The sequence below is a fragment of the Vibrio sp. 10N.286.48.B8 genome (assembly GCF_003050085.1).
Taxonomy (GTDB): domain Bacteria; phylum Pseudomonadota; class Gammaproteobacteria; order Enterobacterales; family Vibrionaceae; genus Vibrio; species Vibrio crassostreae.
In genome coordinates this window covers 145,700-170,165 of sequence record NZ_PIGD01000009.1, presented here as the reverse complement: position 1 = coordinate 170,165, position 24,466 = coordinate 145,700, and the positions used below count along the sequence as shown (strand labels likewise).

The 24,466-nt window shown below is 44.3% G+C and carries 24 protein-coding genes; 17 read left to right on the top strand and 7 right to left on the bottom strand.

All coding sequences use genetic code 11. From position 1 onward, the window contains the following. Nucleotides 1–924, top strand: a complete 924-nt coding sequence (locus tag CWO08_RS12730; RefSeq protein WP_108020569.1) for an ABC transporter substrate-binding protein — start codon at nucleotides 1–3, stop codon at nucleotides 922–924. A 113-nt stretch (nucleotides 925–1,037) separates the two neighbouring features. Here the strand turns inward: CWO08_RS12730 and CWO08_RS12725 are convergent, their stop codons facing one another. Continuing rightward, complete coding sequence (locus CWO08_RS12725; protein ID WP_048662822.1) at nucleotides 1,038–1,247, bottom strand: DUF2986 domain-containing protein; 210 nt, start codon at nucleotides 1,245–1,247, stop codon at nucleotides 1,038–1,040. 97 nt (nucleotides 1,248–1,344) lie between these two features. On the opposite strand from CWO08_RS12725, the gene CWO08_RS12720 reads away from it, so the two are divergent. Next, complete coding sequence (locus CWO08_RS12720) at nucleotides 1,345–1,860, top strand: GNAT family N-acetyltransferase (RefSeq protein WP_048660129.1); 516 nt, start codon at nucleotides 1,345–1,347, stop codon at nucleotides 1,858–1,860. Between the two features lie 3 nt (nucleotides 1,861–1,863). Then, nucleotides 1,864–2,259, top strand: coding sequence for a nitrous oxide-stimulated promoter family protein (locus CWO08_RS12715; protein WP_017060975.1), 396 nt, complete (start codon nucleotides 1,864–1,866; stop codon nucleotides 2,257–2,259). A gap of 109 nt (nucleotides 2,260–2,368) precedes the next feature. Here CWO08_RS12715 and CWO08_RS12710 read toward each other — a convergent pair whose 3' ends face one another. After that, nucleotides 2,369–3,766 carry an MATE family efflux transporter gene (locus CWO08_RS12710; protein WP_102433476.1) on the bottom strand — a complete coding sequence of 466 codons (1,398 nt, stop codon included), beginning with the start codon at nucleotides 3,764–3,766 and terminating at the stop codon, nucleotides 2,369–2,371. A gap of 50 nt (nucleotides 3,767–3,816) precedes the next feature. Here CWO08_RS12710 and CWO08_RS12705 point away from each other — a divergent pair, with 50 nt between their 5' ends. From CWO08_RS12705 to CWO08_RS12695, 3 genes are all read left to right on the top strand, one after another. Beyond that, the gene (locus CWO08_RS12705) at nucleotides 3,817–4,710 is read left to right on the top strand and encodes a helix-turn-helix domain-containing protein (protein ID WP_048660132.1); all 894 of its coding nucleotides are present in this window, start codon (nucleotides 3,817–3,819) and stop codon (nucleotides 4,708–4,710) included. 148 nt (nucleotides 4,711–4,858) lie between these two features. Continuing rightward, nucleotides 4,859–5,188 (top strand): winged helix-turn-helix domain-containing protein, encoded by a 330-nt coding sequence (locus CWO08_RS12700; RefSeq protein WP_102433477.1) that lies wholly within the window; start codon nucleotides 4,859–4,861, stop codon nucleotides 5,186–5,188. Between the two features lie 176 nt (nucleotides 5,189–5,364). After that, nucleotides 5,365–5,700 carry a winged helix-turn-helix domain-containing protein gene (locus CWO08_RS12695; protein ID WP_065677073.1) on the top strand — a complete coding sequence of 112 codons (336 nt, stop codon included), beginning with the start codon at nucleotides 5,365–5,367 and terminating at the stop codon, nucleotides 5,698–5,700. 119 nt (nucleotides 5,701–5,819) lie between these two features. Here CWO08_RS12695 and CWO08_RS12690 read toward each other — a convergent pair whose 3' ends face one another. Continuing rightward, a complete protein-coding gene (locus tag CWO08_RS12690) occupies nucleotides 5,820–6,971 on the bottom strand; it encodes an MFS transporter (RefSeq protein WP_055318845.1) in 1,152 nt (383 codons plus the stop codon). A 270-nt stretch (nucleotides 6,972–7,241) separates the two neighbouring features. After that, the gene (locus CWO08_RS12685) at nucleotides 7,242–8,267 is read right to left on the bottom strand and encodes an AraC family transcriptional regulator (RefSeq protein ID WP_108020568.1); all 1,026 of its coding nucleotides are present in this window, start codon (nucleotides 8,265–8,267) and stop codon (nucleotides 7,242–7,244) included. Nucleotides 8,268–8,657: 390 nt separating this feature from the next. Between CWO08_RS12685 and CWO08_RS12680 the strand changes: the two genes are divergently transcribed. Together CWO08_RS12680 and CWO08_RS12675 are read left to right on the top strand one after the other, a co-directional pair. After that, the gene (locus CWO08_RS12680; protein WP_108020567.1) at nucleotides 8,658–10,244 is read left to right on the top strand and encodes a long-chain fatty acid--CoA ligase; all 1,587 of its coding nucleotides are present in this window, start codon (nucleotides 8,658–8,660) and stop codon (nucleotides 10,242–10,244) included. Then, nucleotides 10,237–11,904, top strand: coding sequence for a GMC family oxidoreductase (locus tag CWO08_RS12675; protein WP_102478864.1), 1,668 nt, complete (start codon nucleotides 10,237–10,239; stop codon nucleotides 11,902–11,904). The genes CWO08_RS12680 and CWO08_RS12675 overlap by 8 nt, the downstream gene beginning before the upstream one ends. A 109-nt stretch (nucleotides 11,905–12,013) precedes the next feature. On the opposite strand, the gene trxC is transcribed toward CWO08_RS12675, so the two are convergent. Continuing rightward, entirely contained in the window at nucleotides 12,014–12,448 is a 435-nt protein-coding gene (gene trxC / locus CWO08_RS12670; RefSeq protein ID WP_048660138.1) for a thioredoxin TrxC, read from the bottom strand. A gap of 122 nt (nucleotides 12,449–12,570) precedes the next feature. Here trxC and CWO08_RS12665 point away from each other — a divergent pair, with 122 nt between their 5' ends. From CWO08_RS12665 to CWO08_RS12645, 5 genes are all read left to right on the top strand, one after another. Next, the gene (locus CWO08_RS12665; protein WP_017097618.1) at nucleotides 12,571–13,668 is read left to right on the top strand and encodes a ketoacyl-ACP synthase III; all 1,098 of its coding nucleotides are present in this window, start codon (nucleotides 12,571–12,573) and stop codon (nucleotides 13,666–13,668) included. A gap of 22 nt (nucleotides 13,669–13,690) precedes the next feature. Next, on the top strand, nucleotides 13,691–14,155 hold the full coding sequence (locus tag CWO08_RS12660; RefSeq protein WP_102433189.1) for a GNAT family N-acetyltransferase: 465 nt from the start codon (nucleotides 13,691–13,693) through the stop codon (nucleotides 14,153–14,155). A gap of 99 nt (nucleotides 14,156–14,254) precedes the next feature. Then, on the top strand, nucleotides 14,255–15,487 hold the full coding sequence (locus tag CWO08_RS12655; RefSeq protein WP_108020566.1) for a glycosyltransferase family 4 protein: 1,233 nt from the start codon (nucleotides 14,255–14,257) through the stop codon (nucleotides 15,485–15,487). A 202-nt stretch (nucleotides 15,488–15,689) separates the two neighbouring features. Then, nucleotides 15,690–16,151, top strand: a complete 462-nt coding sequence (locus tag CWO08_RS12650) for a YeeE/YedE family protein (protein WP_065677066.1) — start codon at nucleotides 15,690–15,692, stop codon at nucleotides 16,149–16,151. Beyond that, nucleotides 16,151–16,582, top strand: a complete 432-nt coding sequence (locus CWO08_RS12645) for a YeeE/YedE family protein (RefSeq protein ID WP_065677065.1) — start codon at nucleotides 16,151–16,153, stop codon at nucleotides 16,580–16,582. Before CWO08_RS12650 ends, CWO08_RS12645 begins: the two co-directional genes overlap by 1 nt. An 89-nt stretch (nucleotides 16,583–16,671) precedes the next feature. Here the strand turns inward: CWO08_RS12645 and CWO08_RS12640 are convergent, their stop codons facing one another. After that, nucleotides 16,672–17,547: an endonuclease/exonuclease/phosphatase family protein gene (locus CWO08_RS12640; RefSeq protein ID WP_102433167.1), complete on the bottom strand. Its 876-nt coding sequence runs from the start codon at nucleotides 17,545–17,547 to the stop codon at nucleotides 16,672–16,674. 303 nt (nucleotides 17,548–17,850) lie between these two features. Here CWO08_RS12640 and nrdD point away from each other — a divergent pair, with 303 nt between their 5' ends. Both nrdD and nrdG read left to right on the top strand, forming a co-directional pair. After that, entirely contained in the window at nucleotides 17,851–19,971 is a 2,121-nt protein-coding gene (gene nrdD, locus CWO08_RS12635) for an anaerobic ribonucleoside-triphosphate reductase (RefSeq protein WP_108020565.1), read from the top strand. A 154-nt stretch (nucleotides 19,972–20,125) separates the two neighbouring features. Continuing rightward, a complete protein-coding gene (gene nrdG / locus CWO08_RS12630) occupies nucleotides 20,126–20,596 on the top strand; it encodes an anaerobic ribonucleoside-triphosphate reductase-activating protein (protein WP_107899120.1) in 471 nt (156 codons plus the stop codon). Between the two features lie 113 nt (nucleotides 20,597–20,709). On the opposite strand, the gene CWO08_RS12625 is transcribed toward nrdG, so the two are convergent. Next, complete coding sequence (locus CWO08_RS12625) at nucleotides 20,710–22,095, bottom strand: MATE family efflux transporter (RefSeq protein WP_108020564.1); 1,386 nt, start codon at nucleotides 22,093–22,095, stop codon at nucleotides 20,710–20,712. Nucleotides 22,096–22,227: 132 nt separating this feature from the next. Between CWO08_RS12625 and CWO08_RS12620 the strand changes: the two genes are divergently transcribed. Continuing rightward, entirely contained in the window at nucleotides 22,228–23,064 is an 837-nt protein-coding gene (locus CWO08_RS12620; protein ID WP_107899122.1) for an AraC family transcriptional regulator, read from the top strand. A 217-nt stretch (nucleotides 23,065–23,281) separates the two neighbouring features. Further along, nucleotides 23,282–24,466 carry an amino acid aminotransferase gene (locus tag CWO08_RS12615; RefSeq protein ID WP_057622203.1) on the top strand — a complete coding sequence of 395 codons (1,185 nt, stop codon included), beginning with the start codon at nucleotides 23,282–23,284 and terminating at the stop codon, nucleotides 24,464–24,466.

The following is a 24,466-nucleotide window of genomic DNA, read 5'->3' as shown; positions in this document are numbered from 1 at the left end:
ATGACTTCTTTAATGAATCGTATTTCAAGTTCACTAAAAGCAACGGCTCAAGTGAGTGCAGTCAGCAGCCTATTGTTGGCTGGCTCAATGGTGTCTATCAGCGCTAATGCAAAGGATATCCTCACCAGTACGCCTGTGACTTATGCGTTAGCGACAGAGCTAACCAAAGGCACCGACATTACGACCGAATACCTACCACCAAAACGCTACGGCATTGATCGTCTGCCGAACTGGTTTGGTACCAAGGGTGCGAGTAAAGTGCTTCAATCTGGCGAAAAGGCGACCGTTGCGGTAACACTGTCATCCATCTGGCAAGCGGATCCTACCTTTGTATACGCAAGACAAGGCAATATCCGTTTGGTTGAGGTGGATGCGGCTCAAGCGATCACACCGCGTGCACAAGGTGTTGCAGCGCTTACATTGTCGAATGGTGATGTGTCTAAATACGCGTGGTTAAATCCGACCAACTTAACGCGTATGGCTGCAATTGTGGCTGACGACTTTAAGTTGTTGTGGCCTGCGCAAGCTGAAACGATTGATAGCAACTTACAGCGTGTGATGTTGGATGTTCGTGAACTGATCAACAAGCAGCAAGCGGTATTACTAGATAATGACGTAGATTCAGTATTGCTGCTTTCAGAAAGCTTGGAAGATTTTGTCTCTGGCAGCCAACTGTTTGTTGAAGAGCGTATGTTCAAAGCTGAACTGGAATGGACAGACGAAGACAAAGCCAAGCTTAAAGAGATGTTTTCGGAAGACGATGCTCTATGGTTAGTCACAGCGAAAAAGCCAACTAACTTGATTAAATCATTGGTACCGAATGAGCGTATCTTAGTGGTGGATTCTGTTGATCGTTGGGGTAGAGCAGGAATCAACAAAAAATCACCGTTTACCCGTTGGGAAGTACAGCCTTTGAAAGGCTAATCAGCGCGATTAAAATGGTAGGATCAAAAAAGCAGCCCAAATAAAGGCTGCTTTTTTGTTCTTACACATTGACTCAGTACGGAGATTTGGACAAGAGGACTGCGAGTTTTAACTTACTCTGCAGCTTTTGTCTCTTCAGCTTCGACAGTCGCTTCTACTGAACCTTCAGCGTGCTCTTGAGCCGCTTTAGCTTGTTCTTCAGCTTCCATTTTTGCGCGGTCAGCTTTAGAAATGTAGCGAGGCTTGTTGCTACTATGCAGTTTAGAATTCGCCTGTTTCTGCTTCTTTTTTAGAATTTGATTGATTTTTTTCTTACGGTTCATTGCTGCATAGCCTTGTATTTAGTTTAGGCGGTGGAGGATAATCATTTTAGCTCTAGAACTCAATATTTACATGGTATTCAGCAAGGAAAATATCACTATGCAGGCCGTCGAGACCGAACGTTTACGATTAAGAATGATCACGCCTCAAGATGCGGCGTTTATTCAGCGATTATACAGCTCAGAAGATTTCCTGCGTTACATTGGTGATAAGGAAATCAGCGACACTGACAAGGCTGTCGAATACATCGAAAACAACATTCTTAAGATGCACGAAGAGAAGGGAGTCTGTTTGTTGATGGTTGAAATCAAGGATTGTTCAACACCAATTGGTATCTGCGGACTAATAAAAAGAGACACCTTAGAGTCGCATGATATTGGCTACGGGTTTGTTCCTGAGTTTTATGGTCAAGGCTTTGCCCAAGAAGCAGCGGAGGCGATAATTGAACAAGCTAAGCAGAACGCTGATATCGATCATTTAGTTGCCATCACAACCTCTGATAACATTCGAAGTATCGCACTACTGACTAAATTAGGCTTTGTGTTTGAGCGAGTTGAAGATGTGATAAGCGAAAGTGTTAATCTCAACCTGTACGGTTTCTCATTAGGTAATTAAAACATGTTCCAACATAACAATATTCTACAAGGCGAGCTCGCAACGGAGTACAAAACCGTTATTGCGATGGTGCACATCTATTGCAAAGATCACCACGGTGAAGTTCGTCAGAATAATGCGTTATGTGAGGAGTGTGAGCAACTGCTGCGTTATGCCGAAACACGACTGGATAGATGTCCTTATGGCGAAGCAAAACCGACCTGTAATAAGTGTCCGATTCATTGCTATAAACCTGATCCGAAAGAGCAAATGCGTTTAGTGATGCGCTATGCCGGGCCAAGAATGCTACTTAAGCATCCTATTTTAGCGATTCGACATCTGATTCATGAGAAGCGGAAAGTGCCTGAAAAGCCGCTGCCGAACGTATCTAATCGTCATATCCGAATGAACAAGAAGTAAGTGGCGCTTGAAAGTAATTTCTAAAGAAACGAAAAAGGTCTGATTTCTCAGACCTTTTTTGATGTAGATACGATTTATCTAAGCTTGAATATAGCCAGGTAACTGTAACTTACGCCGCTTGTGGTTCTTCATAAGTAACCGTTAGGTTGTTGATCCAGCGTCGGCTCAAGTAACGGTGTGAACAGATAGCCAGTTTCACTACTTCTTCTACTAACATCAGACCATAGATGTATTTGAAGTCCCATCCAGCGATAAATGCGCAGTAAACACACACTGGAATACCCACCATCCACATCGCGATGAAATCCATACGTAGGCAGAACGCGTTATCGCCACCAGCGCGAATAATACCGTTGATGATCACCATGTTGAGCATACGAATCACCACAGCAAAACACATAATGGTCATTGCAGGTGAAGCGAGTGGGTAGAGTGCATCTGTAGAAAGGTTCAGCCATGTTAGAACATGCTCTTTGCCCATAAACAGTAGCAATCCTACAACCGCGCCAAATCCAACGACGGCTTTAATGAAGGTCAACCCCATACTCATTGCGTCATCAAACTCATCACGGCCTAATGAATGACCAAGCAGTACTGAACACGCTACCGAAATACCAAAGAAAATCGAGTAACACAGTGATTCAAACGGCGCGAGCATAGAGAACACAGCAAGTTCAGTTGTGCCCATGTGACCGAAGATCATTTGGTATGCCATAGTACCCATTGCCCATAACACGGCATTCATCGTTAGTGGCAAAGCAATACGACGGTAAGACAACCATAATGACGGACGATGTGGTGAGCTAGGCGTGGTTAACAACCAGTGGTTACGCATGCGCATGTAGCCATACATCAAGCCAACTTGAATTGCGCGAGCGAGTGTCGTCGCCAGTGCTGCACCTGCTACGCCCATAGCGGGAATACCAAAGGCACCTTTGATTAGAACGAAGTTAAGCGCAATGTTGAGTGCAATGGTCACCGCGCCCAATAGTAGTGGGGTTACGGTGTCACCTGATGAGCGCATGCTTGCTTCTACCACGACTACAATGTGAGTCAGCAGTAGAACGGGGAAGCCATACCATAGGTAAGTCGCGCCAAGTTCAATCACGGTTTGATCGCTGGTTTGCAACATCATTAAAAACTGAGAACCAAGAGTGATGATTGCAGTCACAGGCAACAGAACTTTTAAGCCAAACACCATCGCGATAGATGATACCGTTCGTGCGCTTTTTCGGTCATTCTTTCCCCAGTATTGAGCGACTAATGTTCCGTTTGCTGAGGCCAACCCTGCCATAATCATAATAGCAACGAAGTGCCATTTTGATGCAATTCCCACAGCCGCAGCTGCTTCCATACCATAGTCACTGACCATCAATACGTCAGCAAGGGCAAGAATAGCGACAAGCGCACTTTGTAAAGCAACAGGTAAACCAAGTTTAACGATACGAGGTAATATGCTCTCTGGCTTGTTATTCATAGATGAGTTAGGGTTGATGTTAGTTGTCATAAGCTCTCCGATTTATGGCAGAACTATAGTGATTTGAGCGAAGTAACAACATGTTTAAAAAACAACAAAACCTGTGCGAATCTGTCATTGATTCAATGAGACCAAAATCAACTTGGCACGATGATGTTTTTCTCGCTGAACAGTGCAAAGAACGTTTTTTGACCGTTGAAGATATTCCAGAGATGAAAAGCTTTGGTGTCTACATGGGAGGTATGGCGAAGCTATATGATGGTTATTGGGTTGAGCGAGAATCCGTTAATGTTCATACGTTGATTTTCACTATGGAAGGTGGCGGTATTCTAACAACCGCAACATCGGTACAAGAGATTACACCTTATACGCTGGTGGTTCTTCCTGCTGAAACCCCATTTCGTTTTGAACTTGATCCTCAATATAATTATTGGAAAATGGCGTGGATGCTGACGCCCGATACGCAGCAATGGCAGCACATAGCAAGTTTAGGTCAGGGGATTGTGCCGTTCGGAGAGTGTGAGCAGATCTGGTCATTAATGAACTTGGTTTACTTTGAGATAGGCGGTCGAGCCAGTTACCGTAAGTTACTCTTGAGTGAAATTATCCGAACATTGACGGGATTTGAGCCTAAGTCGACCAGTACTACTGCACGTGTTCAAGCACTCTATAATGAGATTGAAAGCAGTCTGCACCAACCATGGACCGTCGCTGGCATGGCACAAAGGGTGTTTATCAGCGAAGAGCAACTTAATCGAGTCACCAAGACGCTATTCGACCTATCACCACGCAGCAAATTGATTCAGTTGAGAATGGATAAAGCCACCAGTTTGTTGAAGCAGCAAGATTGGTCGGTGTCGATGATAGCCAATCGTCTAGGCTATAAAGACCCATATAACTTCTCACATCGTTTCAAAAAGCATTTCGGTCTGTCACCTAGTCAATATCGAAAGAGTCATCGACTGCCCGGTTAGCCATGCTTATTTCCTCGATCAATTACGCAAGATCAAACTTTGCAGTAATATTACTGTATTGAGCTATCTATCAATTTAGTATTTTTGCCCTATTCGGTACTATCAGAAACATCTAAAAGCACGACTGCATATGCAGGGTGAGGTATAAATGCAACAAGATATCGGCGAGGTGGATGATTTTGTTCTTCCATCAAAGCTCATTTTAAATAGTAAAGAGTTTCAATCAGGCACAAAAATTGTTCGAAAACAGGGCTGTGGTTCAATAATAGGAACGCTTTCTGAGCCTCATCGTAAAGTGCTTTTCTATCTTTACCTGAACAGAGGTCAAGTAGTTAGCAAGCAAATATTGAAGCGTGTAGGTTGGGCCGGTAAAGCGGTGACATGTGCGTCTGTATTGGTGGCTATTTACGAGATCAGAAGAGTTCTCGACTGTCGTTGTATTCAAACAATTTCCAACGAAGGGTATGTCATGGAGTAATAAATAATCTCCTATTGATATCCTATTAATATTTTAATAATAAAAATTTAATCTCTTTACCGTACGAATTCCATTGATTATCGTCAAATCTAAAACGTCCACATATAAGCGACGTTATATAAATACGAACAAATCTGACATTGTCGCTGGCTATATAGTAAGGGAATTATCTAAAAATGGACTCTTATCCTGGAATAGAAACGAACCACTCTGAAAACAACGTAATACTTGAATTAAACGGTAAAATTGTTGAACTCAACACCAAACTTATTCGCAATGTAGAGAATGGCTACGTACTGGCTACCATGCCTTTGGCATACCGAAAGATCATTTTATTTATGAATCGACATCGAGGTGAATTGTTCAGTGTTGGTCAATTAAAGAAGATTGGCTGGGAAAGTGAGAAAGTCACCAATTCTTCTGTGATCGTCGCCATATCGGAAATTCGATCTTTGTTTGGTGATGGGCTGATCATGACGATAACGGGTGAAGGTTACGTGTTCCAACCTTAAACACTGTTCGCTGGTTTTATATTTCTCCGCATTATTACAGTTAAAGAAAAGGGCGCTTCATTTAGACGATTAGTCATCACGAAGAGCCCCACTATTCTCTATCTAATGAACTTGCTATATCACTCGCCAGCAATCTGTAGAGGAGAACGCTTTAGACTTGCGATTAACATGTAAATCGTTGTCGCTAGCAGAGACGCAAACAGGTAAGTAAATAGTCCTGCTTGAGAGTCCATAAAGCTATCTGCAACTAATGGCCCTGCGACTGAACCGATGCTGTAACACAACAGCATAACCTGAGTCACTGACACCAGATAGCTTGGGTCTAAGTTACGACAACCTAAGTTAATCGCAATTGGGTAAAGTGCGAATGTTGCCATGCCCAGTACGAATAGGCTCATGCCTAGTACGTAGAAATCATGGTTTATCGTTAGTACACCAATGCTTGCAACCCCTAGTAAGCTGAACAGAGCCATTAATAACACTTGTCCTATGTGGTGAGATAACCATGTCACCATCGGCTGAACAGCCATACCACCCATAATTACTAACGCCATCAAACCACCAATATCTTGGTGTGCGATGTTGCGCTGAGCCAGCTCTACAGGCATCAAGCCATAAATAGAACCAAGTGTTAGCCCCGATACAATACAACCAATTAGTGCGCTGTGGCTCAGTTTGCTGATTTGCTTCAGTGATAAAGACTTAGCATCGTGAATTTGTGGTGCTGTCGCTTGTCCGTACATCAACACAATGATTGCACCAAACAACAAGGTGAACATTGCAATGAAAGGCACGCCGCCTGTAATACCAAGGTATCCAATGCCAAGTTGACCAACGGCAGATCCGCCGTATAGCGAACACATGTAAACCCCTAAACGTTTCGCACGCTGAGATTCATCACCGCTCATTAGCCAAGATTCAACAATTACGAAGATGCCCGCTACCGCAACACCAGCAACAAAACGAGCCAATAGCCATACCGCTTGATGTGGGATCAATGGCAATACAAGGATCGTTGCAATGAATACGCTCAGTGCCACCACGAATGCGTCTTTATGACCAATACGAGCGATGGCGCGTTCAATCAATAACGTACCCGCTAGAAGACCTGCATAAAAGGCACTCGCCAACCAACTCGATAGATTACTGTCTAAGCCATACTCAGACAGCATTAATGGTAATGAACTCATTAAGTAGCCTGAAGCTATCGCGTAAAAAGACAATGCAATAACAGGAACAGTTATGCGAGTTGTTGGTTGGATGTTGTCCAATGCAGCAGCCTCTAAATAGTGAAAGAAACGATGAATTTTCCGCGACTATGGGGGAGAAACTGGATTGGGTAAAACGAATAAAAATGGTCGTGAAGATAAAAGAAATTTATCGTGTTTGTTAGCTAAAATACCGTTGTGATATTTCATGTTTTCGCGATATTTTCTGCGGTTAAATAGCCGATAAAGCGTTGTTCAAACGACTATTTAATTTGAAAGACGGAGAGAGGTTCGTTGTATTCATCAGATTTTAATTTAGGGCGTTTAATCGTGTTAGACCACTTCTTGTCGGTATTGTCTGGGCGAGCTTCCACTCCACTTACGAAAGGCATGTCGAAAGTTAGCGCTGTCTGAAAACCCAACGCGCTCAGATATCTCTTCAATGCTCATTTGAGTTGAAGAAAGGTAGTGTCGAGAAAGGTGAAAACGAACGTGGTCCAGTATCTTCTGGTAGCTGGTATCGATGGCTTTGAGATGCCGGCGTAGCGTTCGAGAAGACATCCCCAATTCTGATGAAATAGATTCTATCGAAGGGTAACATCCAGGTCTCTCTAGTAGCATTTGAGAGACTTTTTCTTTTAGGCTGGTGGACGCACTGACTTTTGCCAACATGTCGTCACACGATTTCAGACACATCTGCAGCGTGATGGTATTGGCGGTAGGAAGAGGCGAGTACAAACTTGTTGCATCAAACTGCCATTCAAGGCGATCACTATTGAATTCAACAGGGCAACGGAAAATTTCTGTGTAGAGGTCGCCGTATTCTGGCTTCGGGTAAGGGAAGCGGATCACTTGGGATGGGAATGGTTGTTGTAGTACTTCTTCACACAGGCTTTGAATTGCGGTGAACCAATATTCGCAACAAAATGGCAGCAGCGAGTCCAAGTCGATCAGCTGCTCGGCTCTAAAGTACCCAACGTTATCTTCTACTGACATCGTTTTTCTAAGTACAGGGCCAGCAAGCTGCAGATATTTAAATCCAATCAGCAATGCATCTAATAGTGTTTCACTGCTGAATACTGCATAACCTAGAACACCAAAGTCACAAAACCGTGCTTGTTGACCGACTCTTAACCCTAAACCGCCTTCATCAGTATTCGCCAATGCGTTACTGAACACCGCCAACTTTTGCGCCAAGGTAATGTGGGTGTCTGGCGTGTTGAGCTGCAGAGCTTCAATGTTACTGCCTTCCAATAATGCTTCGATATTGAGGGCGGGTGACATATAGCGATGCAGTAATTGAAGATCAAGAATGCCGAATGCTTGCATATCGGGTTCGTAGACTGCGGTGTATTTCATAGGATGCCTCTTGTTGAATATTGCCATCTTAACCGAACTCTTAACATTTGCGCTTGTCGCCTGTTCTCACTTTCCCAAGCTTGTTCAAACTTTTGCTTTATGTGTGCAAGGTTTTACAAGGCCTGATAGAGCTGTGTCCGAATATCACCGGTTTTTGTCTTTTTGAAACCTGTTCGAAATGTTATCAAAATGTTGTAATTTGATGGGTTGCATATTGGAACATCTTAAACATTTTGCTCAATAACTACTATTTTGCTCAATAAATACTCTTACCTACATGACACACCAATGTGCAGGGTTTGATAGCAACAAAGACAACACTCATTACAACGATTAGAACGTCTACGGTGACTGTGATTAACAGGTCTAAGCCGAATAAGGAGATCATGGATGCACAATCTTGCTGTTAACTTGGAGCGCAGCGCTTCGCTTTTTCCAACTAAAGCCGCTCTGCGTATGGGATCGGATGAAGTCAGCTTTTCTCAGTTAGAACAACTTTCTGGAAACGTGGCCGCGAACCTAAAAAGGCTCGGGTTAAAAAAGGGAGATAAGGTCGCGCTGTCGTGTCCGAACGTCACGTATTTTCCAATCGCTTATTACGGGATTCTAAAAGCGGGCTGTGTGGTGGTGCCTTTGAATGTATTATTCAAGGCCAGAGAGATCGCTTATCACCTTAATGATTCAGATGCGAAAGCTTATTTATGCTTTGAGGGCAGTGAAGAGTTACCTATCGGACGCTATGGATTACAAGGTTTTGTAAAGGTCGATAACTGCGAACATTTCGTGTCTATGCCAATACCAAACGGCGCAACATCCTTGCTTTCAGAAAACCATGAGCAGCATGAATCAATAGCTGATTGGTTAGCACAACCTTTGACTCCCTTTGAATCTGTGGCTTGTCATGGCGATGATACTGCTGTGATCCTTTATACCTCTGGTACGACTGGGCAGCCAAAAGGGGCTGAGCTTTCCCACACCAACATGCAAACCAATGCGATGTCTTCGCAGTATCTTATGAGATTGGAATATAGCGATACCACAATGGCCACACTTCCTCTATTCCACAGTTTTGGCCAAACCGTGATGATGAACGCGAGCGTGTTAACGGGCTCTACCATGGTGTTGATTCCGCGCTTTGAGCCGTCCTTGGTGATCGAGCAGATCATTAACCATAAAGTCAGTGTGTTTGCGGGCGTTCCTACTATGTATATTGCGCTTCTAAAAGCTGGAGAAGAGTCTTTAGAGCGCTCAGAGCAAGTCAAACACAGCTTGAGGTTAGGCGTATCTGGCGGAGCTTCTATGCCGCTTGAGGTTATACGACAGTTTGAATCTCGTTTCGAATTACCAGTCTTAGAAGGGTATGGGCTGTCTGAAACTGCGCCGGTTGCGACCTTTAATCACATTGATGGCGATAGACTTTCGGGCAGTGTGGGTCAGCCTTTATGTGGTCAGCTTATTAAGATTGCAGACATCCAAGGCAACTCAGTCGCTATGGGGGATTTGGGAGAAGTCTGCATTAAAAGCCCAAGTGTCATGAAAGGTTATTATCAACGACCTGAAGCAACGGCAGAAGCGATCAGAGACGGTTGGTTTTTAACGGGTGACATCGGACGCGTCGATGAGCACGGTAACTTGTTTATTGTTGATCGTGTTAAAGACATGATCATTCGTGGTGGTTACAACGTTTATCCACGAGAAATTGAAGAAGTATTGATGTGTCACCCTGATGTGGAGATGGTGGCGGTGGTGGGCGAGCACCATGATCAGTTGGGTGAAGAGATTCACGCCCATGTTGTACTTCACGAGCATACCCAGTGTGATAGCAAAGCCTTGATGGCTTGGTGTCGTGAGCAACTCGCGGACTACAAATATCCTCGTAAGGTGTTTATTCGTAGCGCCTTACCCATGACTGCTACCGGAAAAGTCTTAAAACGAGAGCTACACCCTTTAGAAGTTGCGGAGGCAATCAATGGATAACTATGACTTTATCATCGTAGGTGGCGGTTCGGCTGGTTGTGTGATGGCTTCTCGATTGTCGGAAGACCCTAATGTGACGGTTTGCTTGTTAGAAGCTGGCGGTAAAGATACGAGCCCATTTATTCATACGCCGGTTGGCGTTGTGGCTATGATGCCGACCAAGCTCAATAACTGGGCTTTCGAGACAGTCGAACAGCCGGGTTTAAATGGTAGGAAGGGCTATCAACCGAGGGGCAAGACTCTCGGTGGCTCCAGTTCTATCAATGCCATGATGTACGCCCGTGGACATCGCTATGACTACGATACATGGGAAAGTTTAGGTAATGCTGGCTGGAAGTATGAATCGTGTCTGCCTTACTTTAAAAAAGCAGAGAATAACGAAGTCCACCAAGATGAGTTTCATGGTCAAGGTGGTCCTCTTAATGTGGCAAACCTTAGGTCGCCAAGCCCAATGTTGGAACGCTATTTAACTGCGTGTGAGTCGATAGGTGTGCCTCGCAATGAAGACATCAACGGTGCTGCTCAGTTTGGTGCAATGCCGACGCAGGTAACTCAGCTGAATGGTGAACGATGCAGTGCTGCCAAGGCTTACTTGACGCCAAATCTCTCGCGTCCAAATCTCACCGTCGTGACCAAAGCAACCACACATAAGGTTTTGTTTGAAGGTAAGAAAGCGGTAGGTGTTGAATACGGCTCAAATGGCAAACGTTATCAGATCCGATGCAACAAGGAAGTCATTTTGTCTGCAGGTGCTTTTGGGTCTCCTCAGTTGCTGTTGCTATCGGGCGTTGGCGCCAAAGACGAATTAGAGGCGCATGGCATCGAACAGATTCACGAGTTACCGGGTGTGGGTAAGAACTTGCAAGATCATATCGACTTGGTTCACTCATACAAGTGCAGTGAAAAGCGCGAAACGTTCGGTATTTCATTGCAAATGGCATCTGAAATGACCAAAGCTTTGCCCTTATGGCACAAAGAACGCCGCGGGAAAATGAGCAGTAACTTCGCAGAGGGAATCGGTTTTCTTTGTTCCGATGATCATATCGCTGTGCCGGATTTAGAGTTTGTATTTGTGGTCGCAGTAGTCGATGACCATGCGAGAAAAATTCATACCAGTCATGGGTTTACCTCGCATGTCACCTTACTGAGACCTAAAAGCCATGGCACCGTAACACTGAATAGCGCCGATCCCTACGATCCGCCAAAGATCGACCCTGCGTTTTTCAGCCATCCTGAAGACATGGAGATCATGATTAAAGGGTGGAAAAAGCAGTATCAAATGCTAGAAAGCGAAGCGTTCGATGATATTCGTGGCAATGCTTTTTATCCTGTTGATGTCAATGATGACAAGGCTATAGAGCAAGACATCCGTAACCGAGCTGATACCCAATATCACCCTGTTGGAACCTGTAAAATGGGGCCTAATAGTGATTCATTAGCCGTGGTAGATAAAGATCTCAAAGTTTATGGATTGGATAACTTGAGAGTCATTGATGCTTCGGTAATGCCGACACTGATTGGGGCAAACACTAATGCGCCAACCATTATGATTGCTGAAAAAGTCGCTGATCAGATTAAAAGCCAATACAACTTAGATAAGAAAGACAGTGTAAATAAGCAGGTCGCGAATGAGAGCGCAGAACACGAAATGACTGGTTAGCCGAAAAGGTTAGAGAAAACAGGCAGATTTACAATAGGTTAGGGAGCCTTATCCATTAAGGTTCCTTAACCTATTTTGTTTGTTGATTGCTGAAAGAATCGAAACAAACTTACTTCGTTAGAGCTTGATTAAGCCATTGATCAAATTGACCTTTTGGTAACGCACCGTTGATCGTGTCGACACGTTTACCGTCTTTAAAGACCATCACCGTCGGAATACTTCTGATTTGATACATTGCAGCAAGCTGTTGCTGAGCTTCAGTATCAATCTTAACGAATCGAACATCTCCAGAGCGTTCTTTTGCAACGTCGCTGAACACAGGCGCGAAGCCTACACATGGGTTACACCATGTCGCCCAGAAGTCGACAACTACAGGCTGTGAACTGTTCAAGATAGATTGGAAATTAAGTGATGTTCCCTCGATAGGAGCGCCATCGAGCAGTGCTGTTTTGCATTTACCACAAGTTGGGCTTTCTGAAATTCTTTCTGAAGGAACTCGGTTTAAGCCATTACAAGAAGGGCAGCGTGTGTTGAATGTAGACATAACTTTCTCTTTTTATTGTAACTCCGTGGCTAACGTGATTTACGAATCACGCACGGAGCGCTTATACTGTTTAAAACTAGAATACGATACTTAAATAAAAACAAACAATAAACAGGTAAATGATGACAAAATTTTACGCCGAAATTACTGGCTGGGGAAAGTGTCTGCCACCAGCCGTGCTGTCCAATGATGATTTAAGCACTTTCATTGATACGTCTGACGAGTGGATTCGTACTCGAACTGGTATCGAAAACCGTCGTATCAGTCATGTAAATACCTCTGAGCTAGCGACTGTTGCTGCTCAACACGCAATGGCGTGCGCTGGCCTTACTGCCGAAGATATCGATCTCGTGATCATCGCAACGTGCAGCCCTGATTCTCTTATTCCAAATACTGCGTCTAAGGTTCAACAGAACCTAGGTATCAAGAGCGCAGCGGCTTTTGACCTTAACGCAGCATGTACAGGCTTCATTTACGGTGTTGAAACCGCAACTCGATTGATTCAAGCGGGCAACTACCGCAATGCAATCGTTGTGGGCGCAGAACGTCTTTCATTCTTCATCGACTGGACCAAGCGTGATACTGCGGTTCTATTCGGTGATGGCGCTGGCGCTGTGGTTCTATCTCGCACTGAAGAACAAGTTGGCCTGCAAGAAGCGCAGATAGGTTGTGACGCAGAAGGCCGCGATATTCTAGCGGTACCAAAGTTCGGTACATCTATGGATCGCTTCGCTGCTGACAACGGTTACTGGGACTTTGATTTCGTAGGTAAAGAGATCTTCAAACGAGCGGTTAAAGGCATGGGTGCAGCAGCACACACAGTATTGAGCCGTACTGGCATCTCAACAGACAACATTGACGTTGTGATTCCACATCAAGCAAATATCCGAATCATTCAAACTCTGTGCGATATGGCGGGCATTGAACGTGAGAAAGCGTTCGTGAACATTCAAAATTACGGCAACACGTCGGCTGCGACTGTGCCAATTGCATTGTGTGAATCGTTAGAGCAAGGCTTTGTTAAACCGAACTCAAACATCCTTGTAGCGGCATTCGGTGCTGGTTTAACTTGGGGTGCTGGTCATATTAAATGGGGTAGCCGTGTTGAACCACTAGGTCAATCGGATGCTAAGCTTCCAGAAGCGGATAAGTCGGCTTTAGAGCTTTTGGAAAGAGCCATTTTACACTGTAAAACGCGTCCTAATTCTGAGAACGAGTAGCAACATGGCGCAAGTTCGTTTTATGGCAAAAGCCGACCTTGATGGTGCGGCTTTAGTTCACCAAGCTACTTTTGTTCGACAGCAAAACTCAAAAGATTGGTTACAATGTAACTTAAGCGCTTCACCACGCTTTCTTAACTTCGTTGCAGAGAGCGAAGGTGAGATTGTTGGCTACATAATTTGGGTGCAAAAGAGTGGGTTTAGACCTGAAGCTGTTTTAGAACTAGAGCAACTTGCCGTGTTACCAAGTGCGCAGGGGAAAGGATTGGGAAAACAACTGATTCTGGACTCCTTGCCGCAAGTGAAGCAGAAGCTAGCAGAGCAAGGCTCGACGCTAAAACATGTATTAGTGACCACCAGAGCTGACAACTTTGCACAAAAGCTTTATCAATTGACGTTAGGTGCAGAGGTCGAAACCACGATTTCAAACCTGTACTCTGCTGATGAAGTGCTTATGATAGCTCGCAATGTAGGTGAGCGAATCTGATCGCTGAGTTCTTAGAACCAATTATAATCAGCTGTATAAATTGATTTACGTTTAATTAGGGACTTCTACAGTCCCTTTTGTTATTTCTTAGGAAGTGTTTTGAAGAAAGTTTTAGCAATTGGCTACGTTTGGCCAGAACCGAATTCATCGGCGGCTGGCAGCCACATGATGTCTCTTTTGCGTCTATTTAAGAGACAAGGTTGGTCTGTTGAATTCGCAACGCCAGCTCAAGAAACCGAGCACATGATCGACCTCTCAGAAGAGGGCATCACAAGCCAATCTATTCAGCTAAATTGCGATAGCTTTGACCAGTACATCGAAGAGCTGCAACCTGATGTTGTAATGTTTGACCGCTTTATGATGGAAGAGCAATTCGGCTGGCGCGTTGAGAAGGTATGTCCGAATGCCTTTAAACTACTGGATACTGAAGATTTACAATTCCTACGCAATGCTCGACATGAAGCAGTTAAGAAAGAGACAGAGTTAACGAAAGAATACCTGTACAGTGATTTGGCGAAACGTGAAATTGCCGCGATTCTGCGCTGTGATCTTTCGTTGATCATCTCAAGCTACGAGATGGAACTGCTCCAATCTGAGTTCAATATCGATCCAAAGCTGTTACATCATCTGCCGTTTATGGTTGATCTTAATACGTTACCTGAAAGCACAAAAAGTTTTGAAGAACGTAAGCATTTCATGACGATAGGTAACTTTAGACATGCGCCTAACTGGGATGCGGTGCTTCAGTTACAGAAGATTTGGCCGAAGATTCGTAAGCAGTTGCCTGACACTGAGCTTCATATTTACGGTTCATACCCGCCGCCAAAGGCAACCGCTTTGCATAACCCTAAAACCGGTTTCCACATCAAAGGTTGGGCTAAAGATGCTCAAGAAGTGATGGAACAGGCACGTGTTTGTGTTGCGCCATTACGTTTTGGTGCGGGCATTAAAGGTAAGCTGCTTGATGCGATGAAGCTGCAAACTCCAAACGTGACGAGTGAGATCGGCAGTGAAGGCATGCTACCACAAGGCAAACTGCAATGGCCGGGTGCGGTGGCAGATGATATCGACGAGTTTGTTGAACAAGCTGTCGCTCTCTATAAAGATGAAGATAAGTGGCTTCAAGCTCAAAGCCAGTGTAATTCAATTCTTGAAGCGTACTATGAACAGAATCAACTGGGCGACAAATTGATCGAGCGATTAATTGCGCTAGATTCTGAGCTTGATTCGCATCGACTGGATAATTTCTTCGGTTCAATGCTAAAGCACCACAGCATGGCAAGCACTAAGTACATGTCGCAGTGGATTGCGGAGAAGAATAAGATTAAATAACGGTTCTTTACCACAGACAGAAGAAATCTTAAGCCCTTAGGTTAACACCTAGGTGCTTTTTTCATGGGGGAAGCTTTTTGATTACTGATTTACAAACCGAAACATGCTGGTATTACATTAGCATTGACTAATTTATATTTATTAGTAAACTCTAATTTAAATAGCGGTGAGTTAGATTCGAGTTTGTGGATAGGAGAGGCCAGTGGTTAGTTTTATTCCTTGGGATGCTTTTTTCGGTGGCATGTTGTTAGGTGTGTCGGCCATTGTTTTAATGTTGGGCATTGGTCGAGTTGCAGGTATTAGTGGCATTGTCAGCCGTTTATTACCAGTTCGCACCAGCAACAAAGAAAGCAAAGACACGGATGCAGAAAAAACTGAAAAGCATTGGCGTATCGCGTTTGTTGTTGGAATGGTAGTTAGTGGTTGGTTGTTAATTCCTACCGGTTACCAACTCCCTCAATTGGAAGAGATGAACCTTTTGGTAGTCGTTATTGCTGGTCTGTTAGTCGGTTTTGGCACTAAAACGGCAAACGGCTGTACTAGTGGGCATGGCATTGTCGGCATGGCGCGTTTGTCTAAACGCTCCATTATCGCAACGTGTGTATTCATGGGTGTGGCAATAGCAACCGTGCTTATCAAGAACCTGATAGGGTTGGGGGCATAATGAAAAATTCTTCATTTAGTATCGTTGTTGGTTTACTTGCTGGAATCTTGTTTGGCTCGGGTATGATCATCTCAGGTATGGTTGATCCAAAGAAAGTACTTGGCTTCTTAGATGTGACTGGCAATTGGGATATCAGCTTGGCATTTGTGATGGGCGGTGCGCTACTGGTGTTCGCTCCGTTTTATCACTTAGTCATTAAAAAGCGCGCTAAAGCGATCAATGGTGAGCCGTTAGATAGCCGTAACAATCCGCTAATCGACAGAAAACTGATTCTAGGTTCAACAGCGTTTGGATTAGGTTGGGGGCTTGCAGGCTTTTGTCCAGGACCTGCTGTTACGAGTCTTAGTGGCGGTAACCCAACCGTGTGGGTGTTTATGATAAGCATGCTGGCGGGGATGTGGTTGGCAGGTCGAACGAATAAAACCTGTTAGGGTAAACCTATCGTGTATCGAATTGGCTTGATATAAGCATTAGAGAGGCCGACTCGCAGCCAGTCGGTCTCTTTTTAGATCTACAACAATTAGTTGATAGTCGTTGAAACTGGGCAGTGGTCACTGAGTTTGTAGTCCAGCACATCTTGCGTTTCAAATACCTTTTGTTTCGCAGGAGTAGCATCTAAGGACTTGCTCACCACAATATGGTCTATTACAGAACGGAACTGGTGCGTGCGGTGGTTATTACGATTTGAGCGAACCTTACAATCTGCACGGGTCTTCCTTGTCGCCAAACGAGCATCCGTGTTTTCAGTTAAATCCTTCCACATCCAATCTCTTGAGTAGGATAGGTTATGGTTGAAGTCGCCTAAGATCGCGTAGTCTTCACCGTTACGTTCTCTTTGTTGTATCCATTTATTCAGTTGCTGTGCTTGGTCTTTTAGGCGCGAACAATCGCGGTTAGACTTATACGCTCCGCTGCAGCCTGCCTTTAAATGCACAGACAACATGTGAATTGGTTTTGAGTCCGTTTCAACGACCACATAGCTGGCAAACCTAAGCTTGCTGTTAGAATCCAACTCCAGAGGAAAGTCAGCGTAGTCGGTGAGTGTGATTCCTTTGCGAACTGCGAAGCCTGTGTATTGGTTCACTTCTTTGAACTGGCGGTTACTGTTTTCTGGTAATGCTCGGTCAGACATCAATATCTTGTATTGATCGCCAGCCACGCGCTGAATGGCATTTAAGTCGTCGACTTCCTGAAAGGCGACCACATCCGCATCTAAAGACTGAAAGTATTCTTCAAGTTTGTTGAAATCAGCTTGATCACGTTGGGCGGAAAACTTATTCACAGCCTCGTTGGTTGATAACCATTCGATATTCCAACTGGATATGGTCAAAGGTTCAGCAAATGCGTGGCTACTGAGTACGCAACCTAACATTATCCAGTTTCGAAGTCGTTTCATGCCAAATATCCCTAATTTTGTCTGCCAATATTGATGAGCCGTTATCCTACAACACTTACCAAAAATTCAACTCTTTTTAGCAGTTTTTTTATTGTTACATTGTTTCTTTTCGACTTGAGAACTGGCGTAATAATATTGAATTGATCTTAGTCAGCGTGAGAGTTTTATTGATCCAAATCAATACTCAAAGTTGGTGGTTCTCGTTAAATACGCCACAATATCTAGTGTTAGTTAAACGATAAATCGCTCTATATAGTGTGTTTGTGGATAAGTCTGTGAATACCTCAAGAGTAAGGAGAAGTGGTGAAATCAATCGTAATCAAGCGTGATGGCTCAAGAGCTCCATTCAGTAGAGATCGCATCCAAGCTGCAGTGGAAGCAGCATCAGACAAAGCCGATAAGGAAATTGCTATTTATGCACTGAATGTGGCATTAGCAGTTGAGTTGAAGCTCGAAGACTACGATGAAGTTCATATCTCTGAAATTCAAACCATGGTCGAGAACGAGTTAATGCAGGGACCCTATAAGTCTCTGGCTCGTGCTTACATTGAATATCGTCATGACCGCGACATCGCACGTGAAAAGCAAAGTGCTTTGACTCGTGAGATCGAAGGTTTGATCGAAGAAAGCAATGTTGATCTGATCAATGAGAATGCCAACAAAGACGGCAAAGTTATCCCAACTCAGCGTGACTTGCTGGCGGGTATCGTGGCTAAACACTATGCGAAAACTCACATTTTGCCACGTGACATCGTACAAGCTCACGAGTGTGGTGACATTCACTACCACGATCTAGACTACGCACCGTTCTTCCCAATGTTTAACTGTATGCTTATCGATCTGAAAGGCATGTTAACGCATGGCTTCAAGATGGGTAACGCGGAAATCGACACTCCGAAGTCGATCTCTACGGCGACTGCGGTTACAGCGCAAATCATCGCGCAAGTGGCGAGCCATATTTATGGCGGTACTACGATTAACCGTATCGATGAGGTTTTAGAGCCTTACGTGATGGCGAGTTACGAGAAGCATTTATCGTTAGCGAAAGAGTGGGACATTCATAGCCCAGAAGCTTTTGCTATCTCTCGTACAGAGAAAGAGTGTTACGACGCGTTTCAGTCATTGGAATACGAAGTAAACACGCTGCACACTGCTAACGGTCAAACACCATTTGTGACGTTTGGTTTTGGTTTAGGCGAAAGCTGGGGTTCAAAACTTATCCAGCAATCTATCTTGAAAAACCGCATTGCAGGTTTGGGTAAGAACCGTAAAACAGCGGTATTCCCTAAACTGGTGTTTGCAATCAAAGATGGTTTGAACCACCAGAAGCAAGATCCGAACTACGACATCAAGCAATTAGCGCTAGAGTGTGCGTCTAAGCGTATGTACCCGGACATTCTAAACTACAACAAAGTAGTAGAAGTGACAGGGTCATTCAAAACACCGATGGGTTGCCGTAGCTTCTTGAATACTTACGAAGAAAACGGTGAGCTGATTCATGAAGGCCGTAACAACCTAGGTGTTGTGAGCTTGAACTTGCCACGTATCGCGATTAACGCAAAGCAAGATATGGCTAAGTTCTACGAACTGCTTGATGAAAAACTCAAGCTTGCTCGTCGTGCATTAGAAACTCGTATTTCTCGTCTAGAAAACGTGAAAGCACGTGTTGCTCCAATCCTATACATGGAAGGTGCGTGTGGTGTTCGCTTGAAAGCAGACGACTCTATTGCTGATATCTTCAAGAACGGCCGTGCATCTGTTTCTCTTGGTTACATTGGTATCCACGAAGCAATGACAGCGCTTTACGGCACTGACGTTCACTTGTACGACGATGGCGAAATGCGTGCTAAAGCGCTTGAGCTGGTGGAATACATGAAGCGTGAAGTGGAATCTTGGACAAAAGAGACAGGTTACGCATTCAGCCTATATGGCACACCAAGTGAAAACCTATGTAGCCGTTTCTGCAGCATCGATACCAAAGAGTTTGGTGTGATCGATGGTGTAACAGACCGCGGTTACTACACTAACAGCTTCCACTTAGATGTGCAGAAGAAAGTGAACCCATACGACAAGATCGATTTCGAGATGCCTTACCCTGAAATCTCTAGCGGTGGTTTCATTTGTTACGGTGAATTCCCTAACATGCAGAAGAACATCGAAGCGCTAGAAAACGTATGGGACTACAGCTACACACGCGTACCTTACTACGGCACCAACACGCCTATTGATGAGTGCTACGAGTGTGGTTACAACGGTGAGTTTGACTGTACAAGTAAGGGCTTTACGTGTCCTAAGTGTGGCAACCATGATTCTACGAAAGTATCGGTAACACGCCGTGTTTGCGGTTACCTTGGTAGCCCAGATGCACGACCATTTAACTTCGGTAAGCAAGAAGAAGTTAAACGTCGCGTGAAGCATCTTTAGTAACCGCTAAGATCATTATCTAGCTTACTTAGAAGAGCTAGGTTTCAAGGAATAAGATTGGTATCGGTGTTGTGTCGATACCAATTCTTTCGTTTCAGCTGTGACAGCACTTCACTTCAAACTATTAAGCAATAACGAGTTTCAATACTGCCTTATGAATTATCACCAATATCACCCAATCGACGTTGTAAATGGCCCAGGAACACGCTGCACTTTGTTTGTGTCGGGTTGTGTACACCAGTGTCGCGGGTGTTATAACCAATCGACGCAAAGGTTGGACTCTGGGCATTTGTTCACTCAAGAACTTCAAGACCACATTATTGCTGATCTCAATGATCCGCGAATCAAGCGTCGTGGTTTGTCGCTTTCTGGTGGTGATCCTCTGCATCCTGCAAACGTGTCTGAAGTGCTTAAGCTTGTTCGGCGTGTAAAAGCAGAATGTGAAGGTAAAGATATTTGGATGTGGACGGGTTACGAACTCGACGAACTCGATGAAAAGCAGAAGCAAGTATTGGAGTACGTTGATACCTTGATTGATGGTCGTTTTGAACAAGACAAAGCGGATCCGATGTTGGATTGGCGTGGCAGTTCAAACCAAATTATCCATCGATTTACTGATATATAACTGCTGTCGTGACTTTGCACACTCGTAAACGAAAAAGGGCGTCATGGTTAGCGCAATGCAACCAATCGGCCCTTGGGTGTGAGTTCTTTTCGTTTATTCGCTCAAACTACCATTCAAGCTGCGACGTGATCCCGCTCTTCTATTAGGTTGTTGATCCATTTCTTAGAGTGAATTCGCTGGCTAGTTAAAGCGATCTTCGCTAGTTCCTCCAGTAACACAATCATCAGCACCCATTCTAAAGACCAGCCCAGTACTAAAGCGGTGAAATAGGCGAGGGGAATACCAATGGCCCACTGGCCAAATATGTCGATGAAGATGCTGTAGTTGATGTCTCCGCCGCTTTTTAACACGCCACCTATGCCAACCATGTTGAACACTCTCAATATCATCCCTGCGGCCATCACCAAAGCGACGTTGACCGCTGTATCTTTGAGTTCCAGATGCGTTAAATCGATTAATTGAACAATGGCTGGCTTGGCGATAAAGCACAGCACTGCCAATAGTGTCGCAAGTGCACAACTGACAAGTACATAGCCCCAAGCGGTATTTTCAACACGTTGATAATTCTTCGCACCAATCTCATTGCCTAGAATGATCGAAGCGGCAACAGCAAAGCCCAAGAAGGCAGAAATTAAGATGCTTTCCACTGGTGATAACAGTGAGATGATCGCAAGTTCACCAACGCCAATCTGACCTACAATGACGTTGTAAATCAGTATCCCACCAGCCCATGCCGTATCATGAACTAACATAGGAATGGCAATCTTGAAGTACTTCTTCCTGTGCTTGGGTAAGATTGCATCACGCCAACTCTCTATTGTAGGGAATAGATGCGCGTAATGTTTCCTCGCCATAATAAGCAACGCAATGGTCTGAAATAATCGAGAAACTGTGGTGCCTATCGCTGCGCCAACCACGCCGAGTTCTGGAAAACCAAATAGTCCGAAGATCAGCAGGGCATTGAGAATCGCATTAACGATGATTGCCCAAATACTTATCTTGGTGGGCAATTTGGCTTCACCGACAGATCGCAGCGCGCTTTCTAGCGGCACAACGATTGCCGTACCAATAAGGCTGGCTCCTGTTATCCAAAGGTAATCCGTTGCCAAGCGGACGTAATCAGGGTCTGAGGCCACCACAGACACGACTGATTCAGGAACCAGTGTATAAATCAAAACAAAAGGGATGATAGCAAAGATAGACAACGCCCAAGATTGCGACAAGACACGTCGAATGCCATTGAAATCACCCGCTCCAAAATATTGCGAAGCTAGCACGCTGACTGCACCGCTAATTCCGGAAACCATGATTAAGTTAAAGAAGAAGATACGGTTGCCAACGCCAACTGCTGCGGTTGCCGCATCACCAAGCTGATTGACCATGAAAATATCGACCACGCCGAGCAATGAGAACAACATAGTTTGCAGTGAGACAGGTAAACCGATGTGTAACAGCTTGTGCCAAAATTCTTTGTCTAAATGACGATATGTCGAGAGCATCGCATTTCCCCTCTAGTGAATATGCGAGAAGTTTATCGGTATTTGTTTTAACTGTATTGTTCAGGTTCATCACAAACTTTTGCCAAACTATCCACTTTGGTAGTTCGGCAACATGAACGAGCTAGCAATGGTATGAGCGAGAAACAAGAACGGTACGAGATCTCTGAAAAGACCCATCAAGAGTTTGTCGATCAAAGCCATGTATTGGCATTCGAAGAACTGGGTATTGTTCAATGTGGGACAGCATCGTGTCGTGATTTCTTTTCTGTTTATCGAAAGAACCAACAAAAACACATGTTGTTGTATACCGTAAGAGGCAAAGGGTGGCTCGAAAGCGAAGGGTGTCGATACATTCTAGAGCCGGGGTCGTGTATTACTGTGCCTGCAGGCGTTGAGAACGGCTTTGGGATTGAAGAAGAGACATGGCAGATAGCTTGGATCTTTCTATCGCCTGATAAGCACTGGGAAAATGTCGTCAATGATGAGGTGAGTTATATGCTCTCTCCGGCAGCAGAAGTTGTCTCGTCTTGCATTCATACCTTGTTAAGAAGCATCGCGTTGCCCATTGATCTCGGTGGAGCGATTGCCATTCACAGCGTAGCCCAAATCGAATTCATGATTAACGCGCCAGTCCCGCAGCAGCAATCTAGAAATTTGATTCGATTAAGAAGAGTGTTCGATAACGTACAAAAGCAGCTGCATAAAGAGTGGAATGTACATGAGCTGGCAAACCTATTCCCGTGTTCAGAGCCGCATTTCCATCGCTTGTGCCAGCGCTATTACTCACACAGCCCAATGACTCATATCATGCGCATGAGAATGGAATACGCAGCACGTTTGTTGAAATCGAGTGATTGGTCGATTCAACACATTGGCGAGATCGTGGGTTACCCGAATGCGGCTAACTTTAGTACTCGATTTAAGGCGTGGTCGGGAATGACACCAAGGCAATTCAAACAAAGTGCTTAATAGGGCACATGGGAACATAAGACACATAGAAATAAAGCGCTTTAAATTGTTAAATAGGTCATTAGGTGTATGAAATTTGCACTATTTATCCGTTTGAAATGACCAATCTCTGATTACTTATGGTAACTAAGCGCTTCTATTAAAAAATGTTTCTGATTTGTCTACGATAATGTTAACGTGAAACTCATTACTTGAATTTCAAAGGGTTGTGACTTTCATGTTTTCACATCTACCAAAACCAACTTTAGATCCAATTCTATCTCTTTCTGTTGCTTACCGCGGCGATACTCGTACTGATAAAGTCGACTTAGGCATTGGCGTTTACAAAAACGACCAAGGCGAAACACCGATCATGAAAGCCGTTTCTATGGCTCAAGATATCGTTGTTGATACGCAGAAAACCAAAGCTTACGTTGGCCTAGCAGGCTGTGAAGAGTTTAACCAGAGCATGGTTGATCTGCTGCTTAAAGGGACTTCTGCAATGGATCGCGTTGCTGCGATTCAAACACCTGGTGCAAGTGGTGCACTTCGCATGTTGGGTGACTTAATGAAAGTTTCTCAACCAGACACCACAGTTTGGATTTCAAACCCAAGCTACGTTAACCACAAACCGGTGATGGAAGCGGCAGGCTTAAAAGTTCGATACTACAATTACTTCAGTCCTGAAACGAAGCAAGTTGATACTGCAAGAATGTTGGATGACCTTTCGAAAGCGGGTCCATCAGACGTGGTACTACTGCACGGTTGCTGCCATAACCCAACGGGTGCAGATATCGACTTTGAAGCGTGGCAGGAAATCACCAAATTATCTCAGAAGAATGGTTTCTTACCGTTCGTTGATATTGCCTACCAAGGTTTTGGTGATGGCCTAGAAGAAGATGCTAAAGGTCTTCAACACATGGCTAACAACATCGAAGAGATGTTGATTACGACATCTTGCTCGAAGAACTTCGGTTTATACCGTGAAAGAACGGGTGCCGCTATCGTGATTGGCAAGAACAGCGAACACGTTGGTAATGCTAAAGGTAAGCTTCTTACGCTTGCTCGTTCAACTTATACAATGCCGCCAGATCATGGTGCCGCTTTGGTTAAAACAATTCTTCAGAATCAAGAGCTAACATCGATTTGGAAGCAAGAATTGAGTGAAATGCAGCAACGTTTGTTAAATCTGCGCCAAAGTTTATGTGATGAATTGCGAAATACTTATAACACGTCACAATTTGATTTCATTGAAAGCCATAAAGGCATGTTTAGTGTACTAGGCTTTAAAGAAACTCAAATGAATCAATTACGTGAAGAGTATGGAGTCTATGGTGTTGGTGATGGACGCATCAATATTGCAGGCCTTTCCGAATCTCATATTCCTTATGTAGCTAAAGCGATAGCCAACGTTTCAAAATAG